The sequence below is a fragment of the Paenibacillus sp. JL3B1040 genome (assembly GCF_057063165.1).
The window spans coordinates 5,547,186-5,567,029 of the sequence record NZ_CM169317.1 but is presented as its reverse complement, the minus strand read 5'-3'; the positions used below and the strand labels follow the sequence as shown (position 1 = coordinate 5,567,029).

The window sequence follows — 19,844 nt, the reverse complement described above, 5'->3', positions numbered from 1 at the left end:
AACATGGCGACATTTTTTTTATTGATCATTTATTTGGCCTTCATCAGCTTGGGGCTGCCCGATTCGCTGCTAGGCTCGGCCTGGCCGATCATCCGGGGCGACCTGGGCGCGCCGCTCGGTACCGCCGGCGTATTGTTTATGATCGTGGCCGGAGGGACGATCGTGTCCAGCCTGGCCAGCGGCACCGTGCTGCGCCGGTTTGGCGTCGGGAAGGTGACCCTGGTCAGCTGCCTGATGACGGCTGCCGCTTTGCTGGGCTATTCGGCCGCGCCGTCGGTGTTCTGGCTGGGCGCCTGTGCGATCCCGCTCGGTTTGGGCGCCGGGTCGGTCGACGCCGGGCTCAACAACTACGTGGCTGCGCACTACAAAGCGCATCACATGAGCTGGCTGCACTGCTTCTGGGGTGTCGGGGCGACGCTGGGACCGGTCATCATGGCCGGGTTCATCTCCGGCGGCGGCCACTGGCGCAGCGGATATTTGACGGTGTCGATCATTCAATTCGCGCTTGTCGTGATTTTGTTCTTTACGCTGCCGCTTTGGAACCGTGTGGCCCAGGCCGCCGGCGATTCCCGGAAGGAAGAGATAAATGAACGGGAAGCGGAGCAGCCGGACGCCGGTCCGGTCAAACCGTTGCGAATCCCCGGCGTCAAGCTGGCGCTTGTTTCGTTTCTGCTCTATTGCGGGGTCGAGGCAACGGTGGGCTTGTGGGGCAGCAGCTATCTCGTCGGCATCAAGGGCATCGATGCGGGGACGGCCGCCAGTTGGGTATCGATGTATTTCGCCGGTATTACCGTCGGCCGCTTTATCGCCGGGTTTGTCACATTCAAAGTCAGCAACCGCGTCATGATCCGCACCGGGCAAGTTACGGCCCTGATTGGCGCGGTGCTGCTGGTGCTGCCGTTGCCTGCGTTTCTGTCGCTGGCCGGCTTCCTGATCATCGGGCTGGGCCTTGCTCCGATTTATCCGTGTATGCTGCATGAAACCCCGGTCCGCTTTGGCAAACGGCAATCCCAGACCGTCATGGGCTACCAGATGGCCGTCGCCTATACCTGCAGCACGTTTATGCCGCCGCTGCTCGGGTTCCTGGCTTCGCACTCAACGATCGGCGTGTTCCCGGTGTACATCTTGTTATCGACTGCGGTGATGTGGCTGTTCTCCGAGCGGTTGAACGTCTTCCTGAACGCGCGCAGCCGCGCCTCGCAGGAAAGGGCTGTATCTCCGCAATAACATGCCATATTTTGAATGATCGGCGGCTTAACCGGAATACTAACCTCATCACGAGTGGGGGAAGTAGAGATGAAGATACCGATGCGGATGAAATCCAAAAACAAAACGGTTCCGAAAACCAACTCGGGCGCCCCGACTCGCTCCGATCGGGCCGATGAACTGTTAGCCGAGCTCTCCGCGAACGAACGGGTCCTCCGGCAGATCTTCTCCAACAGTTCCGATATCCTGTTTCGGTCGGTTGCGGTTCCGGGGCAAGCCCGCCTGCTTCTGGTCTACGTCGACGGTCTTACCGACGAGAATGCGCTGGATCAAGTCGTATTGAAGCCGATGATGTTCGAAGGCTTGCCGGACGGGGCGGAGAACGCCAACGCCGGATCGCTGGGGGCCTTTTTGGAGGAAAGGCTCGTTGCCGTCGCCCAGGTTAAGCCGGTCCAGAAGATCGGCGTTCTCGTGGAGGGCATTCTGAAAGGCGATATCGCCATGCTGATCGACGGGGAACCTCGGGCGCTGCTCGCCGGCCTGAAGGGGTTCGAAAAGCGGGCGATCGAGGAGCCCAGCGCCGAGTTGTCCGTTCGTGGTCCCAGGGACGGATTTACGGAAGCGCTGAGGACGAACACCAGTCTGATCCGCCGGCGGATCCGCAGCGAGAAGCTGAAGATGGAATCCCTCACCCTTGGCGAGTACTCAAAGACCGATATCGTCATTGCTTACCTTGAGGGCGTTGCCTCGAATTCGGTATTGGACGAAGTCCGCAAGCGTATCCGCCGCATTCAAATTGACGGCGTGCTGGAATCGGGATATATCGAAGAATTCATAGAGGACGCGCCGTGGTCTCCTTTTCCCCAGATTCAAAATACGGAGCGGCCGGACGTCGTTTGTTCCAGTCTGCTGGAGGGCAAAATCGCCATCTTCGTCGACAACACGCCGTTTGTCTTGATCGCTCCGATGAGTCTTTGGGCCGGCTTACAGGCCGTGGAGGATTATTACGAGCGTTCGATCTATACGACGTTTATTCGTTTCATTCGCTTTGCCTTATTGAATGTATCTCTGCTCTTGCCGTCGCTGTTCGTCTCGCTAACCACCTTTCATCAGCAGCTGATTCCGACGAATTTGCTGATCAGCGTCGCGGCCGCCAGGGAAGGCGTCCCGTTTCCGACGGTGATCGAGACGCTGCTGATGGAGTTTATGTTCGAAGGTCTTCGCGAGGCGGGCATTCGCCTGCCGAAGCCGATCGGTTCGGCGGTTAGCATCGTAGGCGCGCTGGTCATCGGACAAGCCTCCGTTCAAGCCGGCATCGTGTCAGCTTCGGTCGTGATTATCGTGGCCACGACCGGGATCGCCTCGTTTGCGATTCCGCGATACAACCTCGGGACGGCATTCCGGCTGTTGCGTTTTCCTATGTTGATTTTAGCTGGAACCTTGGGCTTGTATGGCGTTACCGCAGGCATATTTCTCATCGTGATCCACCTCTTGGGCCTGCGTTCGTTCGGAATTCCCTATATGACTCCAATATCGCCGCAGTTTCCCGAGAACATGAAGGATGTTTGGATACGCGCTCCCCGATGGAGTATGCACCAACGCTCCGTGCTGTCCACCGGGGGGAACAAACGGCGTGTGCCGGAGGGGCAGCGGCCGGGCCCGCAACGAGGGGGGACCCGCGAATGAGAAGATTAAGGCAACGCGTTCTGATCCTGTTCGCCATTCTGCCGCTGATTCTGACGACGGGATGCTGGGATAGCTCGGAGGTCAATGACCTCGCCCTCGAAATGGCCTGGGGTCTCGATGCGGCGCAGGACGATGGGGTGATGGTCAGCGCCCAGGTGATCGTCCCTTCTCGGATCGGCAGCGCGCAGGGAAGCAGCGGCAGCGGTGGGGGCGGCGGCCAAGGCAAGCCCTATTTCGTCGCGACCGGAATCGGGAAGGACACGCTCGATGCGGTGCAGCAAATGCAAACCGGGCTGTCGCGGCAAGTGTTCCGCGCTCACCGACGCGTCATCGTGATTGGAGAGGCGCTGGCCAGAAGGGGACTCCAGGAGGTGCTGGATACGTACAGCCGCGATCCGAACCTCAAGCTGCGCAGCGATATTTTTATCGTGAAGGGGGGAACGGCCAAAGCGTTCTTGAATGTGGCATATCCGCTCGAGGATATTCCCGGGCTGGGTGCTCTAAAAGAGTATGACCAGATTGGCGCGCTCAAGGAAATGGGTCTGATCAACCTGATGATATCGGCGATCAGCGACGGAAATTGCCCGGCTTTGCCGGTCATCGCGATGGGGATGGACACGGGGGAGCAAGAAGGGGAAGCGCAAACGCAGGGGAATGCCTCCGGCGAGAAGGGCTTTCGCATTAACGGGACCTCGATTTTCGGCAATGATCTGAAGTTGCTGGGATACATCGATACGCGTGAGGGCAGGCTGCTGCGCTGGATTAAAGGGGAGTTGGGCAAGTTGATCGTGACGGGCGATATTCCGGAGCAGGGCGGCAGCATCAGCATGGACCTGAACAAATTGAACAGTAAGACCCGGCCGATCTTCGAAGGGGATAAAATCAAGTTTCAGGTCAAGTTAACGGGGCAGGGAATGGTTCGCGAAAACAATACGCGACTGGATCTGTCGCAGCCGCATAATCTCGCGCTTGTCCGAGAAGTGCTGGAGAAACAGATCGAGGCGAGCGCGGATCGCATCATCGCCAAAGTGCAAGAAAAGTTTGGGGCTGACGTCTTCGAATTCGGCGGGGCCATTCACCGCAAATATCCGACTCGCTGGGCATCCTTAAAGGACGACTGGGACCGGGAGTTCCGGAAAGCGGAGGTTTCCGTCAAGGCGGAGCTGGTGATTCGGAAAATCGGCGTAACGGGGCCTCCGCTGCATTTGAAGGAGCGGAACATCCAAAAATAATCCGGTCAGTTCTTCCGTGCCTGGTTTCGGATCCACGCGATGACGAGCAGGAGGGTCGGTAAAATTAAAAACATCGGCACCCAGAAATAGGGAACCAGGATTTTCAAGTGATCGTAATATATATGCTCGACAATGTTTTTGGACATGGTCAGCCCTAGGATTAAGGCAACGGTCACCGCCGGGATGATCAAAATGCGGTAATCCTTCATCTTCGTCAACCGCTGGAGGCCCTGGAGTGCGGTAAGCATATTGATCACGCTTTTCAGCAAAGCCGTTGCAAAAAAGTAAAGGACTCCGAACATTTGCAGGTTTTCGACGAAATTGCCCACGCTGATTACGCTCAGCAAGGTATATAGCGGATAGATAAACCGCGAAAACAGATCGCTGTAAACCAAAATGGCCAAAACGTCAAAGCCGGTGATCATACACCCGGATAGCAACGTGGCAAGCAGGGTGACTTTCGTGATCTTCCCCTGGTTTTTGACGTCCGGCCAGAACGTGGCGAGGGCGAGGGTCTCGCCGAAGCGCTGGGTGATTCCGTTCGGATAAACGACCTCCCAGACGGGGCCCCACCCCTTATCCAGCACCGGCTGAATATGATGGAAATGCAGAACGCCCGAGCCGATGAGCAGAACGGTTTCCGTTAGGAACATGATAACGACGACGGGAAAAATCAATTCGCCCATCCTCGCAACGACCTCGATGCCGCCGTAACAGCAGAAGGCGATGATGAGGGCAAATACCCCCGCGATGACGACCAGCGGCGTGCTGGGCAAAATGGCCGTCGAAACCATATCTCTCATGTCCGCGATGATGCGCCCCGTAAGATACAAAAACATAAGCGGGTACAGAAACGCGATCGGCGTGCCAAGCCAGCGCCCCAACTGGGCCGGAAACCATTCCACCAAAGTTAATTCCGGGTTCAGGTGCCGTAAGGCCGTGTATACGCCGACCACGCCCAGCCCAAGCCCCAACGCAATGAGATCCCCGATCCACGCATCCCGGCCGGCCGCGCTGCCGAAACCGAAGATAATGGTCGTTCCCAGTTGAAAAACGAAGGTGATCGAAAATAATTGGTACGCGGAAATTTTAAAGCCCATCTCCCCTCCCCCTTAAGCAGCCGTTTCAGATCAAAAGGATGCTATCCATTGTAACCAACAGGGTTAGGGTACAAACCCGATACGTTAGGGGGAATGGCAGGGAGCTACTGCTTCTCCGCTATAAACACGCCGTAGGACAAATGCGCCTGATAGCGCTGCAGGAAGGATTCGTTTTCTTTGAAAAACGTCCGGACGGCGGGATCCTGCAGCACCTCCAGGTCGAGGATACGGTGCGGGTCCCCGGCGTTCTGCCAATCGAAGGACGAAACCCCGCTCTGGCCCTGGCTTGCTGGGTTCCGGCTCTCGCCTTCGCCGGCCGCGTTCTCCGGCTCCCACTGCCGGACGCTCCGAAAACCAGCTTCCCGCAGCATCCGCATCCATTCGTCCGCATCGGGCAAACGCGGATTACCGTACAGCTCGCGCATTTCCCGCTCGAGCGCCGGATGGGGCTGCGTCCGGAACAGCTCGCGGTCCCACACCTGCCCGCCTTTGCGCAGGACGCGGTGATATTCCCGGAAGGCCCTCGCCGGGTCGGCGGCGAACACCGTCACCGATTCGGCAAGGACCGCATCGTAAGTGTCCGACCGCAGCGGAATGGCCGTAATATCGCCTTGAATCCATTCGATTTGCAGTTGCTGGAGCTGTGCCCGGCGTTCGGCTTTTGCCAGCATGACGAGGCTTTGATCCATCGCCGTGACATGCGCTCCCAACTGGGCCAACAGACAGGCCGTCCTGCCCGTCCCGCACCCCACCTCCAGCACCTGCAAGCCTGGCGCGATGCCGACGGACCGGATAAAGTCGACGGTTCCCCGGTAGCCCCCCGGATGCGCCGACCCCTCCCCGACGGCGGCGATGATTTCGTGATAATTCATCCCTTTGTTGCCCCTCCTTCTATGAAGCTCCGCCTCTCCTCTCATCAGCAGAATATGCCGCTGCGTCTCCGGCGCGATTAAGATAGGCGTTCAACCCGGGGGAGACTTCGCCGGAGCATATTTCTTCAAGGACCGGGACATCCGCCCTGTGCAAACGCTCGGGCCGCGAATAGGATAAATGAGCATTCGAGAGGGGAGGCACGAGTCCATGCAGCAGATTTATCCGCTTGGCGTAGACACTTGCAAACCGCACATCGGCAAAACCGTATGCGCCGTACTGCGGGACGGGCGCTATTACATCGGCACGATCACGGACGTCAACGAGAACGGTATCCAACTGAATGGGGGATACGCTTCGGAAGCCAATGTTCTCTCCACCCAGCCCGCCAAGGCCAAGAAACAGCTGCAGCAGTTGAAGTCCAAGAGCAAAGGCGCGAATAAAGCTGTAATCAAAGCCCATCCCCAGGCGCAAACGAAGGCGTTTGGGTACGGGCCGGGGTATCCGGGCTACGGGGGATATCCGGGCTATGGTTACGGCGCTTATGCGTTTGATTGGGCGGCGCTTGCATTGTTGTTCCTGATCCCGTTTCTGTTTATCTAAAGAAGCTTGTGCCGTCATGCGGCCATCGGAGTCAATTTCGTTTTACGCGAAATTCGGCTCTTTTTTTATATCGAATGTTGAGAAAACGCTTTAAAAAACGGGGTTCCGTTGTATAATGAACATAGTTGTAGACAAGTAGACAAGATTACGCGGAAAAGAGGTTGAACCATGTTCAGAGCCACGGAGGACCAGGAATTTTACGAATTGCTGAGCCCTACGCTCTTGCCCAAGGCGTCGGGATTCCTATGGAACGAGACGATGATGATCCACATGAACTGCCGCGGATATGCGGTTGCCCAGTTCATGCAGCCGGAGCCGGCGAAGTATTCGCATGCGCCGAATCTGGAAGCGAAGACGTTCATGCAGCCGGAACAGCCGTATTATGCGCACCACCCGGGCCGTTTCGTGTTTGTGAAGGATGAGGAGAACGAAAGCGTGTTTTCGGCCCCGTATGAACCCATGCGGGTGATGACCGACAGCTACTCCTTTGCGTTGGGCCAGAGCCGCATCGTTTGGAAGGTGGAGCATCAGGGCGTGCTGGTTGAAATGAGCCTTGGCTTGCCGAAGGAAGATCCGCTTGAGCTCTGGCGCGTCAAGGTGACGAACGTGTCGCCGCGGGCGCGGAAGCTGAGCGTCTACCCTTACTTTACCGTCGGTTATATGTCTTGGATGAATCAATCCGGCGAATACCGCGAGGACCTGAAGGCGATCGTCTGCGCTTCGGTGACGCCGTATCAGAAATATCAGGATTACGACAAAATCAAATTTTTCCGCGACAAAACGTTCCTGATCGCCGATCAAGCTCCGGTTGCCTGGGAGGTGAACCAGGAGGCGTTCGAGGGCGAGGGCGGGATCACACGGCCGTCCGCGCTGGACCAACCGGAGCTGGCGAAGGGAGATGCGCGTTACGAAACGCCGGTCGCGGTCATGCAATACCGGATGGAGCTGGCGGCCGGCGAAACGCGGGAATACCGCTTCTTGTTCGGACCGGCCCGGGATGAGCGGGAAATTGCGCAGATCCGGGAGACGTACTTCGGCAAGGCCGGCGAGTCGGGTGAGGACGGCTTCCTGGCGGCTGAACGCGAATATGACCGGTATATCCGGGAAGGGCGGGGTTGCCTGACGATCTCTACCCCCGATAAGGATCTCGATCTGTTCGTCAATCGCTGGCTGCCGCGGCAAATTTATTATCATGGACAGACGAACCGTCTGACGACCGATCCGCAAACCCGCAATTATCTGCAGGACCACATGGGCATGAGCTATATCAAGCCGCAGGTGGCGCGGGCTTCGTTCCTGACGGCGCTCGGCCAGCAGAAAGCGAACGGCGCCATGCCCGACGGGATCGTGCTGCATCCGGACGCCGAGCTGAAATACATCAACCAGGTGCCGCATACGGACCACTGCGTCTGGCTGCCGATTTGCCTTAGCACGTATCTGGACGAAACGGGAGATTACTCCATTTTGGAGGAGAAGGTGGCTTATGCTGACAGCGGGGAGGCCGAGCCCGTTTATGTTCATGTGGACAAGGCGATGTCCTGGTTGATGAACGACCGCGACGAGCGAGGGCTGAACTATATCAACCAGGGCGACTGGTGCGACCCGATGAACATGGTCGGCTACAAAGGCAAGGGCGTGTCCGGTTGGCTGACCATTGCCACGGCGTATGCGTTCCAAGTGTGGGCCGGCATTTGCGAGAACAGCGGGCGGCCGGAGGTGGCGCGGGCTTACCGAGCGGCCGCCGAGGAGACGAACGATGCGGTGAACCGCTATCTGTGGGACGGCGAGTGGTATGCGCGGGGCATTACCGACGATAACGTCGTGTTTGGGGTCAGTACGGACCGGGAAGGCCGGATCTTCATCAACCCGCAGGGCTGGTCCATGCTGAGCGGTGCGGCCGATGACGAGAAACGCGCGAAGCTGATGCAGGCGGTGCGCGAGCAGCTCGAGACGCCGTACGGCGTGGAGAAGCTCGCCCCTTCCTACACGGCGATGCGCGAGGACGTCGGCCGGGTGACGCAGAAGCACCCGGGCTCGGCGGAGAACGGGGCGGTGTACAATCATGCCGCCGCTTTCTACATCTACGCGCTGTACGCGGTGGGCGAGCGCGAGGACGCGTTCCGGCTGCTGCGCAAAATGCTGCCCGGCCCGGATGCCCGGGATATCGTGCAGCGCGGGCAGCTTCCCGTGTTCATCCCGAACTACTACCGGGGCGCCTATCGCCAGTTCCCGCGCACGGCAGGGCGTTCCAGCCACCTGTTCAACACGGGGACGGTGCCGTGGGTATACCGCTGCCTGATCGACGGGCTGTTTGGCCTGCAGGGGACGAAGGACGGCATCCGCGTGAACCCGCAGCTGCCGGGCCATTGGAACGAAGCGGATGTCACGCGCGAATTCCGGGGGGCCACGCTGCACGTCGAGATCCGGCGGGATGCGGCGGCGGCGCGGACGGAGGTGTACGCGGAAGGCGAGCTGCTGCCGGACGGCGTACTGCGCGAGGTGCAGCCGGGCAAGACCTACCGCGTGCAGGTGAAGCTGCCGGGCGGGGCGTAATCGCCTCGGCAATAGCAAAAAGCGCAAGCGCGAGGGAATGATCCCTTTGCGCTTGCGCTTTTATTTACGCGTTGCCGCCAGCTTCCGTTGTAAACGGAAAGGCCGGTAAGCCTTCCAGGTTGTATAAATTTGCCTTGGCCGGGTTGTTGCTCCAGGCGTACCGCGCATGGACCGGCCGTTTCAACTGCTCGTGCCGCACAACCACGGCATCGCCGTCGATCACGGCCTCTGCCGATACGAACTCGCCGTCCGGTCCGCAGACGCTGAACCCCTGCAGCACGTTCCCGTCCCGTGTGGTCAATCCGCCGCCAACCTCGGTGAAAAATAGCCGCAGCGCATTCCCCTCACGCTCCATCCGTGCAAACAGCGGCCCGCTCGCCACCAGCGCCGCTTCTCCATAGGCGAGCCGGCGGGCGCATAAAGCCAACCGCTGGCCCAGCGTCTTCTTGTCCTGCGGGTGCAGATCGTTGGATTCGCCGAGGTCGATCGCCGCCACCAGCGCGGTGTTGGGAACGGCCAAGCCCTTGCGCTGCTCCTCCCGCAGCTCCGCCCAGTCCGTGTATTGTTCGCCCTCCGGTCCGAAGTTGGCCAACTGGACGGCGATCACCGGGAACTCGCCGATCCCCCAGGTGTCGCGCCAGTCCTGTACCATAGCCCGGAACAGCTCGGCATAACCCGCGGGCCGGCTCGTGTTCGATTCGCCCTGGTACCACAAGACCCCGGCGATCGGATAGCGCCGCAGCGGCGCGATCATGCCGTTGAAGTTGCCGGCCGGCATGTATTGGAAGAACGTCTGCGGCTCCAGCGCCTCCGTTACCGCGCCCACGCGGTACTTCCACGGTCCGCGTAGGTCCAGCTCATAGCCGCCGGCCTTCAGCTTGTAAGGCATGTCGCGAACGAACGCCCCGGTGTTATGGGGCGTGATCACTCGTACCGCAAGGGAGTTTTTCCCCGGCTTCAGCACGCCTTGGGGCACGTTATACCGCCTCGGCGGGTACATGTACCCCGTGTTCCCGACGAGGACTCCGTTCACATACGTATCGTCCGCATCCACGATCGTGCCGAGCGCAAGCTGCGCATCGCCTTCCGTCATCGCAGCCGGAACTTCGATCTCCTTGCGGAACCAGACGGCTCCGCGTAGGGGCTCCAGTTCGTTGCCCGTCCAGGACCCCGGTACCTCGAACTCCCTCCACCGGGAAGCGTCCCATTCCGCCTGATGCCATCCTTCGCGCAAACCGGCATCGGCCCCGTTTAGCCGGGCGTACCACTGCTCGTTCCGCTCCTCGTCCCGCTGTTGGGTCGCCCGAACATAGGCGTCGTCCTTGCATTGCTCCAGCGTCGCCTCGTAACCGCCGATCCGCCGCAAGGTCGGTTCCGATATCCAGGCCTCGATCGGCGTGCCGCCCATCGCCGTCTGAATCAGGCCGATCGGTACGCCGTACCGCTCGTGAAGCTCCTTCGCGAAGAAGAAACCGGCCGCGCTGAACCCGAGCAGCCCCTCCGGGGTGGCCGGAATCCATGCGCCGCCGTCCAGCTCCTCCCGTGGTCCGTGAAAGTCATAGCTTTGCGGCACCGCAAACTGGCGGATCATCGGCAGGTCTACCCCGCGAATATCGTCCGCCAGCAAATCCAGCGTCCGCCGTACCGGCAATTCCATATTGGATTGGCCAGCCAGCACCCATACCTCCCCCACCAGCACATCGCGAAGGACGATCCTCTCTTCGCCGGCGGTGATGACAAGCTCGTCGGGCCCGCCCGGGGTCAGCCCTGCGAGCGTCACCTCCCAGTTCCCGTCGGGATCGGATTCGGCGCTGCGGGTGATCCCGCGGAAAGCGACCTGTACTGTCCGCCCACCGTCGCATTGCCCCCGCAGAACCACCTGGGCCTCTCGCTGCAATACCATGCCATCGCTGAAGATACCGGGTAATTTCATAGGTGTTCATCCTTTCCGAAGTGTCTTTCCCATCCATCATAACTATGGGGCGTCCGGCAGGACTAGTCCTTTTTCAAAGCCGTTTGCTTTAAAATTTCACATATTGCGAAAAGGGCGCAGGGCTGCCCGAAGGCAGGTAGGTCTGATCCGTGTCTATAGGGGTCTCCAAGTTTACCTTCGGGACCCCGGCGGACGGTTCTATGCCGGACTTTTGTATGAAAGTCTTTGGATTGGGGCTTTAGCCGACATCCACCCGGTCAATATTGCGAAAGCTGAGGTAGGTAATTATGATGCCCAGCGCCGCAAGGGATAGGGGGACCGCGATGATGGAACTGAGGCTGAAGCCGAGATTGTTGGAGCAAACGACCGCCACGATGGCGATGGACGATACGATGGTGCTAGGGACGGATTTTTTGCGCAAACCGACGACCAGAGGGAGCAAGCTCATCCCGGCGGCCCCGAAGGCTTGTATCAGCACGTTCAGGCCATGGTTGAAGAGCAGTTCCGCCTGCAGCGGGTCGGTCAGGTAGCCCGCAACCGAATTGGCCCCGATCAAAATGAGGTCAACAAGCAGATTGGCCACAATCACATTGACGAAGGTCCAGACGAACACCATGGCGAGCTTGGCGAAAATCAGCTTTTTCCGGCTAACGGGATAGGCAAATAGCAGGGCGATGGTATGATCTTTGAATTCGCCGATGATCAGCTTCGATAACAACACGGAGGCATACACGATGAAGGTGGCTCGAACGAGCAGATCGATCATGGACAGCAAGTCGGCGTGATCCCGAAACGCGGGCTCCTCGATATTGGCTCCGTCGACAAAATAAATGAGCAACATCATGCCGGCGATGAAGAGGTAAGCGAGGAGCGCCCCCCAAAGGTAGCTGGCCAGGCGGCCTTTCTTCATTTCCAGTTTAATAAGCTGAAGCATGACGATCGCCTCCTTTAACCATATCGAAGAAATATTCCTCCAGGCTATGATGCCTGCGGTTGATCGATTGAATCGGCACTTCGTTGGCGATAAGCCCCTTGGCCAACTCTTCCTGGGACAACTTCGCATCATAAATGCGGATGATGTTGTCGCCGATTTGCTTGATGTTCTCGACCTCCAGCGTATCGACGAGAACAAAAGCGGCCAAATTCACGTTCGAGGTCACGATTTCCACGTATTCGGTCGTGGAAGCATGTACCGTTTCCATAGAAACTTCGCGGAGCAACCGTCCGCTATCGATCACGCCGATGGTGTCGGCAACCTGTTCGATCTCCGCGAGCAAATGGCTTGAAATCAGCAACGCGACTCCCCATTCGTCGCGCAGCCGGCGAAACAATTGGCGCATCAGCTGAATGCCTTCCGGATCGAGACCGTTAATCGGTTCGTCCAGCAGCAGGAGCTCCGGCCGGGTGGAGATGGCCCGCGCGATTCCCAGCCGCTGCCTCATGCCGAGGGAGAATTGTTTGACCGGCTTGTCATGGGTGCCGATCAGCTGCACCATCTCCAGCGCCTCGCGAATGGCATCCGTCTTGTAATAACCCATGTACTCGGCATGCAACTCCAGATTTTGCTCCGCCGTTAGCTTCTCATAGAACACCGGCGTTTCGATCAAATGGCCGATGCGTTTGAGGTGCTCCGTGGCACCGGGGATAAGCTTCTCCCCGAACAGCTCGATCTCGCCGCCGGTTGGTCTGACCAACCCCAGCAGCATCTTCATGACCGTCGATTTGCCGGCCCCGTTAGGTCCGAGAAATCCGTAGATCTCGCCCCGGCGCAGGGTCATGTTAACGCCCGACACCACTTCCGCCCCTCCGAAGGTTTTGGTAAGCTGGTGCGTCCTTACGATGTCTTTCATGGTTTCACTCCCTTGTTTTCTTCTTCCCTTATCGTAATGGGGGAAACTCTCTTTTTTATGTCACAAATCTTACTTATTTCTTACTTTGGAACGTTTCGGCATCAGGCCCGCTCCGAACGGGGCAGGGTGACGGTAAAGCAAGTGCGGACACCCGGCGTGCTCTCCAGTTCGATGCTGCCGCCCAATCGCTTCACCAGCCGCTTGACGATAGTCAGGCCCAGCCCGCTGCCCTGCATATTCCGGTTCCGCGAGTCCCCCATGGTGTACATTCGCTCGAACACCCGGGATTGCTCCGTTCTCGAGATGCCGCGGCCCCGGTCGATCACCCGGAGGTGCACTTGGTTCCCCGAAGGCCGGAGCGACAAGCCCAAATATCGGCCCTCCGCTCCATACCGCATCGCGTTGGATAACAAGTTGTCCAGAATACGGGATAACGCTTCTTCATTGGCATAGATCCACACCGGCTGCTCGGGCAGATCGAGATCAACCTGGAATCCCCGCTCGGAGAGGAGATCGAAATACGCCAGGACCCGCTGGCGGCAGATTTCTCCGGCATCCATCACCGACAAAGGGAGGTCCAGATCGCCCGATTCCAGCCTGGCCAAATCGAAAAAGGCATTGATCAGCTCATGGACCTGTGCGGTCTTCTTATGAATTTCCCCAAGCATTCGCCTGCGTTCCTCTTCCGGGAGGTCGGCCTGCTGCGAGAGCATCTCGGCATACCCCATGATGACGGTCAGCGGCGTCTTCAAATCATGAGAAACGTTGGACAACATCCTGCGCATCGCCTGTTCCGTGCCGGCATAATCCGCAGCCGATTGAACGGCCCGGTCAAGCAAGCCGTTGATCGCCTGCAGCAGTTCCCGCAGTTCGGGAAGGGTTGTCAGCGTAAGGATGCGTTCCGTTGTTAAGGGACGCCGGGGATCGGTTAGAGGCCCCAGTTTCTTGTTGATGTAAGCTAACTCTTTGCGAAGAGCGCGGTTTGTCCCGCGTTCATTTATGTACAATATCGCCAGCGCGGCGATCGGGATCAGCAGCAACCACCCGTAACCGGTCATTTACCCTTCCCCCAGCCGATAACCGATTCCCCACAACGTGCGGATATATCGGGGATGGGACGGATCGTCCTCAATCTTCTCCCTCAGCCTTCTCATATGTACGTTAATGACGTTATCGTCATTGTAGTACTCTTCATTCCACACCTGCTGATAGAGCATGGCCTTCGTATATACCCGTGTCGGATGCTGAAGGAACAGCTTCAGAATTTGAAATTCCTTGGGTGTCAGCAGAATCTCCTTCCCCCGTTTGGTCACCGTAAAATTACCGGGGTCCACCGTCAAGTCACCGATGGACAATGGCTGGAAGTCCGGCTCATGCCCGCCCTCGTCCGGGTTCGAGTATAACGTGGCCCGGCGGATGGAAGCTTGCACGCGTGCGGCCAGCTCCATGAGCGAGAACGGCTTGGCGATGTAATCGTCGGCACCGATCCGCAGGCCCAGCGCCTTATCGACTTCGCTGTCCTTGGCGGACAAGATCAGGATCGGGACGCTGCTCTCTTTTCGAATATGCTCCAGGATGTCGAGCCCGCTTCGGTTGGGCAGCATAAGATCCAGCAACACCAGATGATAACTGGCGGATGCGAATTGTCGAAGCGCTTGCTCGCCGTCATGGACGACGGTGACATTGTAACCCTCTTTGGCCAAATAATCCTGGACCATCGTGCTGATGGCCGGATCGTCCTCGATCATTAACAGATTGCCTTCCATGGTTTCGCCTCTCCTCGTGGAATTTACCCCCTATTCTAAGCCAGGACCTTCTATTCCACAAGAAAGGGCCGGTCACGCGGGGGGAGGAACCACGATTTAAGAAAAACTTTATTTTTTGCCCCCCTTCTTCTTAAGCAATATTACCTATGCTGAAGAGGAACAAAAGCTAGGAGGAACCAAACGTGAAAAAGTGGATGATTTGCCTGATGGTCCTGGCGCTGTTGGGATTTGGGGTTGCGAAATTTAAAGCCGCCACGGTAAAGACGCCGCAGAACGCGACGCAGCCAATACAGATTGAGGAACAAGAGGACGTCCCGGAATCGTCCGCGGCCGTCGAGGGTTTAACGATCAATGTCACCAAGGAGATGGTGTATCAAGGCGATTTGCTGCTGGTGAACAAGGATCATCCCGTCCCGAAGGGGCTGCATCCCGAGACCGAAGCCGTCAGTCTGGTTCGGAACGCCGAACTGATCGACGGGTTTGGAGTGCTGGACAACCAAGTCATGTTGTCGCCGCGGCTGGCGGAACGATTCGGGGCGATGGTTAAGGCCGCCGGGAAGGAAGGGATCAACCATTTCCTGATCACCAGCGGGTACCGGGACGAGCAGAAGCAAGATGAGCTCTACCGCGAGATGGGCTCGAGGCTGGCCCTGCCCGCCGGATACAGCGAGCACAACCTGGGGCTGTCGTTGGACATCGGATCGTCCCAAGCGGAGATGAATGTCGCGCCCGAAGGCCAATGGTTGAAGGAGAACGCATGGAAACACGGATTTATTTTGCGATATCCGGAGGATAAAACGGCGATTACGGGCATCCAGTTCGAGCCTTGGCATTTCCGCTACGTCGGCCTGCCGCACAGCGCCATTATCCAAGAGAACGGGTTCGTGCTGGAACAATACCTGGATTATTTGAAAGAGCAAAAGTCGGTGAGTCTGACCGTACAAGGCCAAAACTATCACGTGTTTTACTATCCGGTCTCGAAGGATCGGAAGCTCCGCGTGCCGGCACAGGGAGAATATGAAACCTCCGGCAACAACATGGATGGAGTTATCGTGACCGTACGCGAGTAGGCTGGCGGCAAAACGGGCATCGGGAAAGCGGGGGGAAGAATGAAAACGGAAAGTTGGCTGAAATACGCAAGCGTACGGGTTCTGTTTGTCTTGTATCTGGGTCTCCTGGTGAAAATCATCCTGTTCAAGTTTAACGATTACGGGCTGGGGTTTCTTTGGAGACAATTGCAGTTTAGCTTGCGCTATCCGGGCAGGATTTACGAGAGATTACAGGGAGGCAATCTGGTTCCGCTGAAGGAAATTACCCGAAGTCTGGAGATCCTGACGACGCATGACCTTGTTAATGTCGTTGGAAATGTGGCGATTTTTATTCCGTTCGGGATTTTCCTGGGGTTCATGTTCCGGGAGAACGGCATTTCCGGCATCGAGACGATCCTCTATGCGCTTGTGGTCAGCCTGGGTTTGGAAAGCGCCCAACTGCTGCTGGCGATCGGTCAGTTTGATGTGGACGACCTGATTTTGAATGCGGGAGGGGCGCTGCTCGGGTACTTCCTGTACCGCCTCCTCGCCGCGTCTCCAAGGCCACATGCCGCGGTGCGGACGGATGGCGGGGCGGTATAGAGGCGCGCTGCGGCGCAACAACCGATGGAAGTGCCAATCGCCGATACAGCTGTTTAGTCGGGGCACACGGCTACATCATGCAACTGGATATGACATCGGCGTATGCCTTACGCCGAGGCGGCCAAAGCGATCGAATGGCTGGCGACGAAAGTCGCCTCGGTCATCCGGCAACAAGGAACGATCCTGCGGGATTCGCTCCTTTTTTTCTTAACAAACTTTTCGTAAGCTACTTGACAAAAGGAACCGAAAAGCCTATTATTATCACATATTCAAACAATCCAAATTAAGGATATTGGAGAAGTTTGCGATTTATGCTTGGTGGTGTGACTGATGGGTTTTTGGGGTAAATTATTTGGTAGTGGAACTACTACAATCAAGGAGGAAAAAATCGTGTCGAAATTGAATATCGGGATTATTTTGGGAAGCACGCGCGAAGGTCGCGTCAGTCCGCAAGTGGGCGAATGGGTGAAGAAGCATGCGGATGCCCGCGGCGACGCAAACTATGAAATCATCGACATCGCCGACTTCAAACTGCCGCTGCTTGGCGAAGCGGACGCAAGCGAGCAAGCCGCCGCTTGGAACAGCAAGCTGAATGACTTGGACGGCTTCGTATTCATCGTGCAAGAATACAACCACAGCATCACCGGCGCCTTGAAGAACGCGCTCGACTATGCGCGCGAAGCGTGGAACAACAAAGCGGCCGGGATCGTCAGCTACGGCTCCGTGGGCGGCGCCCGTGCGGCAGAGCACCTGCGCGGCATCCTGGGCGAACTGATGGTTGCCGACGTGCGCGTGCACGTAGCGCTTTCGCTGTTCACCGACTTCGAGAACTTCAGTGTATTTAAGCCGGCCGATCTGCACCTGAAGAACTTGAACGACATGCTGGACCAAGTGCTCGCTTGGAGCGGCGCGTTGAAGACGCTGCGTTAAGTTCTAAGTCCCAACCCCCGTACCTTATCCATAAGGCGCGGGGGTTGTTTTGCGTAGGATTAGGATGATCAGCCTCCGGACGGATTCCGATAACTAGCTTTAGTTGTGGGGTGGAAGAGTCGGGTACTTTAGTGGGCGCGTGGCGAAAAGGAGTGACTGTGATATTTGTCATATCGACCAAGCCTTTGCTTTTGCTAATTGTACCTTAGGAGGTGGATGACGATGAAAGTCAATTATCCATTGAAGGGAACCGCGGATCTCAAAGAGATCAAGGAGTCCCTCAAGCCGTTTGGCGGACGCTGCGCGAAAATCGTAGACGGAACGCTGGAATATCAAATTAAGGATGAGAACGAACAAGCCGCGTATGAAGCCATGAAGGAAAAAGGGTATATCGGCTAACTCGGCGACATGAACAAAGAAGGTGTCCTCGCCATAAATCTTGGCATGGGGGCGCCTTCTTTTTTTATCGGGGGAGATGCACATATTGGAGCTGTGCCTATGCGTTCGGCGCTAACGCTGGTGGGACACGCTAATGTAGCCAATTTGCGGTTGTAGAAACTCTAACGACGCTGAGCCACGCTATTTCGACGGAATCCCCCGAGTACATCCGCAAAAAGGGGCAATAAGCTCTGTGATCCGCGTTAGAGTCGTAAAACGGTGATTTCGGCTGAAATAAGCATTGGGACAAGCGTTAAAGTCTAAGCAGTTTGCTTCCCCCTGGGGGGCGCATGGGACAGCGGACATCGGACGGGAAGTATACGGGCCGGGCGGCACGAAGGTGGGTGTGGCGGCATCAGGCCGCAGGGCGGGTGCCCGCCCGTTCAAGTAACCGCCAACGGACCCATCGCCGACGGACGCGCAATAATTCATTGCGTAGATACTCAAAAGTGTCCCCGACCGCATTGCGGTTTTGGGGACACTTTTGGGTTCGTGGCACTAGATCAACTTATGCGCATACCATTTTTTTCCGCGGAAACGCCAGAGGAAGAGGGCTCCGCGCACGCCCCATTCGCTGCACATCGCCAGCCAAACGCCCAGGATGCCGAGGTTAAGCACGATACCGAGAATGTAGCCGAGAATGACCCGGAACAGCCACATCGTCAGCATCGAGGTGATCGAAGTGAAGCGCGAATCACCCGCTGCCCGCAGGGCGGACGGCAGGATGAAGCTGATCGGCCAGAGCGGCACCTGGGCGATGGAGCTCACCAGGAGCACGAGGAAGATGTCGCCGACGATATCGGTTGGCGGCGAGAAAATGCTCACGAGCGGCCGGAACAACGGCAACAGGATCAGGCTGATCAGGGCCAGCGATCCCGAGGCGAGCCAAAGGAAGGACTTGATGAACTTCCGCGCGTCGCTAACGTTCCCGCCGCCGATGCATTGGCCGACGACAGTTACGATCGTCAGTGACAGGGCGCTGGCGGGAATTTGGAACACCCCGGCGAGCGAACCTCCGATCGCGTTCGTTGCGATTGCGTAGGTGCCCAGGCTGACGATGAACACCTGGGTCAGCAGCTTGCCGCCGTTGAAGAACAGCTGCTCGGCCGCGAACGGAATCCCGATGAACATGATTTTGCGCAGCATCTCAAGCGGGAAGCGGAACAGGTCGCGCAAATGCAGGCGCAAGGACGCTTCCATTTTGAACAGATAGTAAAGTGCGCAGACGGCACCCGTGAACCGGGCAGCATTGATCGCCAGCGTCATGCCGAGGACGCCCATATCCAGGAGCGTGATCAGTACGATGTTCAGCAGCACGTACAGCAGGTTCATGATCAGTGAGAGGGACAATGAAGCCCGGGTTTTGCCGATGCCCCGCAGCGCGGAGCAAACCGCCTGGACTACGGCTAATCCGGCGTAGGAGATGCTGCTGCCGATCAGATAGACGCGGGCATTGTCCAGTACGTCGGCGGACGCGGCGCCGAACAGCAGCTTCAGGATCGGATTATGAAAGCCGATCAGAAGCATGGCGATCCCGACGGCGAGCAGGGTCACCGAAGTGACCGTCGCCGCGGCAGCGCGGGAGACGTTGCGGTCGTTGCCGCTGCCTTTGTACTGGGCGACCACCACGGTACCGCCGGTCGCGACGGCGACGAACACGCTGATCAGGAAGATATTCAGCGAATCGACGATGTTGACTGCGCTGACGGCGGCGACGCCGGATGAACTGATCATGGCGGTATTGACCAGGTTAAGGCCGATGATAAAAGCCTGATCGACCAGGATCGGCAGAAATAAAGCGAAGATCTGCCGGTAGTCCATGGACTCGCCGGACAAGTGCTTCTCCAGCAAGGCGTTAGTTTGTAGACGCGCGTGAATCGGCTTCAATCGACATCACATTCTTTTCCGTATAGTTAGTAAACACTTTATTCCATATTATCGGACATTTCGCGACAAGTCTAAAGCAATAGGCCAACCTCGGCTTTCGGAGGCCGGGTAGGGTTGAAGATACCATTTTCGGAAGAGCGCTGTCAATGCGGTTGCGCA

Annotated in this window: 18 protein-coding genes; 10 read left to right on the top strand and 8 right to left on the bottom strand. The window is 57.7% G+C overall.

Annotated elements, in window-relative coordinates:
- Positions 1–3 precede the first annotated feature (3 nt).
- The 3 genes from ACZF99_RS25500 to ACZF99_RS25490 all read left to right on the top strand — a co-directional run bounded on the left by ACZF99_RS25500 (position 4) and on the right by ACZF99_RS25490 (position 4,124).
- Positions 4–1,227, top strand: coding sequence for an MFS transporter (locus tag ACZF99_RS25500; protein ID WP_483607668.1), 1,224 nt, complete (start codon positions 4–6; stop codon positions 1,225–1,227).
- An 87-nt stretch (positions 1,228–1,314) separates the two neighbouring features.
- Complete coding sequence (locus tag ACZF99_RS25495; RefSeq protein ID WP_483612978.1) at positions 1,315–2,892, top strand: spore germination protein; 1,578 nt, start codon at positions 1,315–1,317, stop codon at positions 2,890–2,892.
- Positions 2,889–4,124, top strand: coding sequence for a Ger(x)C family spore germination protein (locus ACZF99_RS25490; RefSeq protein ID WP_483607667.1), 1,236 nt, complete (start codon positions 2,889–2,891; stop codon positions 4,122–4,124). The genes ACZF99_RS25495 and ACZF99_RS25490 overlap by 4 nt, the downstream gene beginning before the upstream one ends.
- 5 nt (positions 4,125–4,129) lie before the next feature.
- On the opposite strand, the gene ACZF99_RS25485 is transcribed toward ACZF99_RS25490, so the two are convergent.
- Positions 4,130–5,224 carry a GerAB/ArcD/ProY family transporter gene (locus ACZF99_RS25485; protein ID WP_483607666.1) on the bottom strand — a complete coding sequence of 365 codons (1,095 nt, stop codon included), beginning with the start codon at positions 5,222–5,224 and terminating at the stop codon, positions 4,130–4,132.
- Between the two features lie 104 nt (positions 5,225–5,328).
- Positions 5,329–6,096 (bottom strand): class I SAM-dependent methyltransferase, encoded by a 768-nt coding sequence (locus ACZF99_RS25480; RefSeq protein WP_483607665.1) that lies wholly within the window; start codon positions 6,094–6,096, stop codon positions 5,329–5,331.
- A gap of 208 nt (positions 6,097–6,304) precedes the next feature.
- On the opposite strand from ACZF99_RS25480, the gene ACZF99_RS25475 reads away from it, so the two are divergent.
- Positions 6,305–6,697: a hypothetical protein gene (locus ACZF99_RS25475; RefSeq protein ID WP_483607664.1), complete on the top strand. Its 393-nt coding sequence runs from the start codon at positions 6,305–6,307 to the stop codon at positions 6,695–6,697.
- A 168-nt stretch (positions 6,698–6,865) separates the two neighbouring features.
- Positions 6,866–9,250: a GH36-type glycosyl hydrolase domain-containing protein gene (locus tag ACZF99_RS25470; protein WP_483607663.1), complete on the top strand. Its 2,385-nt coding sequence runs from the start codon at positions 6,866–6,868 to the stop codon at positions 9,248–9,250.
- Positions 9,251–9,314: 64 nt separating this feature from the next.
- Here ACZF99_RS25470 and ACZF99_RS25465 read toward each other — a convergent pair whose 3' ends face one another.
- The 5 genes from ACZF99_RS25465 to ACZF99_RS25445 all read right to left on the bottom strand — a co-directional run bounded on the left by ACZF99_RS25465 (position 9,315) and on the right by ACZF99_RS25445 (position 14,799).
- Complete coding sequence (locus ACZF99_RS25465) at positions 9,315–11,183, bottom strand: sialate O-acetylesterase (protein ID WP_483607662.1); 1,869 nt, start codon at positions 11,181–11,183, stop codon at positions 9,315–9,317.
- A 238-nt stretch (positions 11,184–11,421) separates the two neighbouring features.
- Positions 11,422–12,117: an ABC transporter permease gene (locus ACZF99_RS25460; protein ID WP_483607661.1), complete on the bottom strand. Its 696-nt coding sequence runs from the start codon at positions 12,115–12,117 to the stop codon at positions 11,422–11,424.
- Positions 12,101–13,033 (bottom strand): ABC transporter ATP-binding protein, encoded by a 933-nt coding sequence (locus tag ACZF99_RS25455; RefSeq protein ID WP_483607660.1) that lies wholly within the window; start codon positions 13,031–13,033, stop codon positions 12,101–12,103. The genes ACZF99_RS25460 and ACZF99_RS25455 overlap by 17 nt, the downstream gene beginning before the upstream one ends.
- 101 nt (positions 13,034–13,134) lie before the next feature.
- The gene (locus tag ACZF99_RS25450; RefSeq protein WP_483607659.1) at positions 13,135–14,091 is read right to left on the bottom strand and encodes a sensor histidine kinase; all 957 of its coding nucleotides are present in this window, start codon (positions 14,089–14,091) and stop codon (positions 13,135–13,137) included.
- Positions 14,092–14,799 (bottom strand): winged helix-turn-helix domain-containing protein, encoded by a 708-nt coding sequence (locus ACZF99_RS25445; protein WP_483607658.1) that lies wholly within the window; start codon positions 14,797–14,799, stop codon positions 14,092–14,094.
- 182 nt (positions 14,800–14,981) lie between these two features.
- Between ACZF99_RS25445 and ACZF99_RS25440 the strand changes: the two genes are divergently transcribed.
- The 5 genes from ACZF99_RS25440 (at position 14,982) to ACZF99_RS25420 (ending at position 17,759) form a co-directional block, all read left to right on the top strand.
- Positions 14,982–15,869, top strand: a complete 888-nt coding sequence (locus ACZF99_RS25440; RefSeq protein WP_483607657.1) for a M15 family metallopeptidase — start codon at positions 14,982–14,984, stop codon at positions 15,867–15,869.
- Between the two features lie 39 nt (positions 15,870–15,908).
- Complete coding sequence (locus ACZF99_RS25435) at positions 15,909–16,430, top strand: VanZ family protein (protein ID WP_483607656.1); 522 nt, start codon at positions 15,909–15,911, stop codon at positions 16,428–16,430.
- A 102-nt stretch (positions 16,431–16,532) separates the two neighbouring features.
- Positions 16,533–16,655, top strand: coding sequence for a hypothetical protein (locus ACZF99_RS25430; protein WP_483607655.1), 123 nt, complete (start codon positions 16,533–16,535; stop codon positions 16,653–16,655).
- Between the two features lie 105 nt (positions 16,656–16,760).
- A complete protein-coding gene (locus ACZF99_RS25425) occupies positions 16,761–17,360 on the top strand; it encodes an NADPH-dependent FMN reductase (protein WP_483607654.1) in 600 nt (199 codons plus the stop codon).
- 222 nt (positions 17,361–17,582) lie between these two features.
- Complete coding sequence (locus ACZF99_RS25420; protein ID WP_483607653.1) at positions 17,583–17,759, top strand: hypothetical protein; 177 nt, start codon at positions 17,583–17,585, stop codon at positions 17,757–17,759.
- Positions 17,760–18,296: 537 nt separating this feature from the next.
- On the opposite strand, the gene ACZF99_RS25415 is transcribed toward ACZF99_RS25420, so the two are convergent.
- Positions 18,297–19,619, bottom strand: coding sequence for an MATE family efflux transporter (locus ACZF99_RS25415; RefSeq protein ID WP_483612976.1), 1,323 nt, complete (start codon positions 19,617–19,619; stop codon positions 18,297–18,299).
- Between the last annotated feature and the right edge of the window lie 225 nt (positions 19,620–19,844).

What these genes read in the sequence shown, in the direction of transcription:
- ACZF99_RS25455 (WP_483607660.1), bottom strand. Translation starts at nt 13,033, where the DNA reads ATGAAAGACATCGTAAGGACGCACCAGCTTACCAAAACCTTCGGAGGG.
- ACZF99_RS25445 (WP_483607658.1), bottom strand. Translation starts at nt 14,799, where the DNA reads ATGGAAGGCAATCTGTTAATGATCGAGGACGATCCGGCCATCAGCACG.
- ACZF99_RS25430 (WP_483607655.1), top strand. Translation starts at nt 16,533, where the DNA reads ATGCCTTACGCCGAGGCGGCCAAAGCGATCGAATGGCTGGCGACGAAA.
- ACZF99_RS25470 (WP_483607663.1), top strand. Translation starts at nt 6,866, where the DNA reads ATGTTCAGAGCCACGGAGGACCAGGAATTTTACGAATTGCTGAGCCCT.
- ACZF99_RS25420 (WP_483607653.1), top strand. Translation starts at nt 17,583, where the DNA reads ATGAAAGTCAATTATCCATTGAAGGGAACCGCGGATCTCAAAGAGATC.
- ACZF99_RS25500 (WP_483607668.1), top strand. Translation starts at nt 4, where the DNA reads ATGGCGACATTTTTTTTATTGATCATTTATTTGGCCTTCATCAGCTTG.
- ACZF99_RS25495 (WP_483612978.1), top strand. Translation starts at nt 1,315, where the DNA reads ATGAAATCCAAAAACAAAACGGTTCCGAAAACCAACTCGGGCGCCCCG.
- ACZF99_RS25475 (WP_483607664.1), top strand. Translation starts at nt 6,305, where the DNA reads ATGCAGCAGATTTATCCGCTTGGCGTAGACACTTGCAAACCGCACATC.
- ACZF99_RS25465 (WP_483607662.1), bottom strand. Translation starts at nt 11,183, where the DNA reads ATGAAATTACCCGGTATCTTCAGCGATGGCATGGTATTGCAGCGAGAG.
- ACZF99_RS25485 (WP_483607666.1), bottom strand. Translation starts at nt 5,224, where the DNA reads ATGGGCTTTAAAATTTCCGCGTACCAATTATTTTCGATCACCTTCGTT.
- ACZF99_RS25490 (WP_483607667.1), top strand. Translation starts at nt 2,889, where the DNA reads ATGAGAAGATTAAGGCAACGCGTTCTGATCCTGTTCGCCATTCTGCCG.
- ACZF99_RS25460 (WP_483607661.1), bottom strand. Translation starts at nt 12,117, where the DNA reads ATGCTTCAGCTTATTAAACTGGAAATGAAGAAAGGCCGCCTGGCCAGC.
- ACZF99_RS25480 (WP_483607665.1), bottom strand. Translation starts at nt 6,096, where the DNA reads ATGAATTATCACGAAATCATCGCCGCCGTCGGGGAGGGGTCGGCGCAT.
- ACZF99_RS25435 (WP_483607656.1), top strand. Translation starts at nt 15,909, where the DNA reads ATGAAAACGGAAAGTTGGCTGAAATACGCAAGCGTACGGGTTCTGTTT.
- ACZF99_RS25415 (WP_483612976.1), bottom strand. Translation starts at nt 19,619, where the DNA reads ATGGACTACCGGCAGATCTTCGCTTTATTTCTGCCGATCCTGGTCGAT.
- ACZF99_RS25450 (WP_483607659.1), bottom strand. Translation starts at nt 14,091, where the DNA reads ATGACCGGTTACGGGTGGTTGCTGCTGATCCCGATCGCCGCGCTGGCG.
- ACZF99_RS25425 (WP_483607654.1), top strand. Translation starts at nt 16,761, where the DNA reads ATGGGTTTTTGGGGTAAATTATTTGGTAGTGGAACTACTACAATCAAG.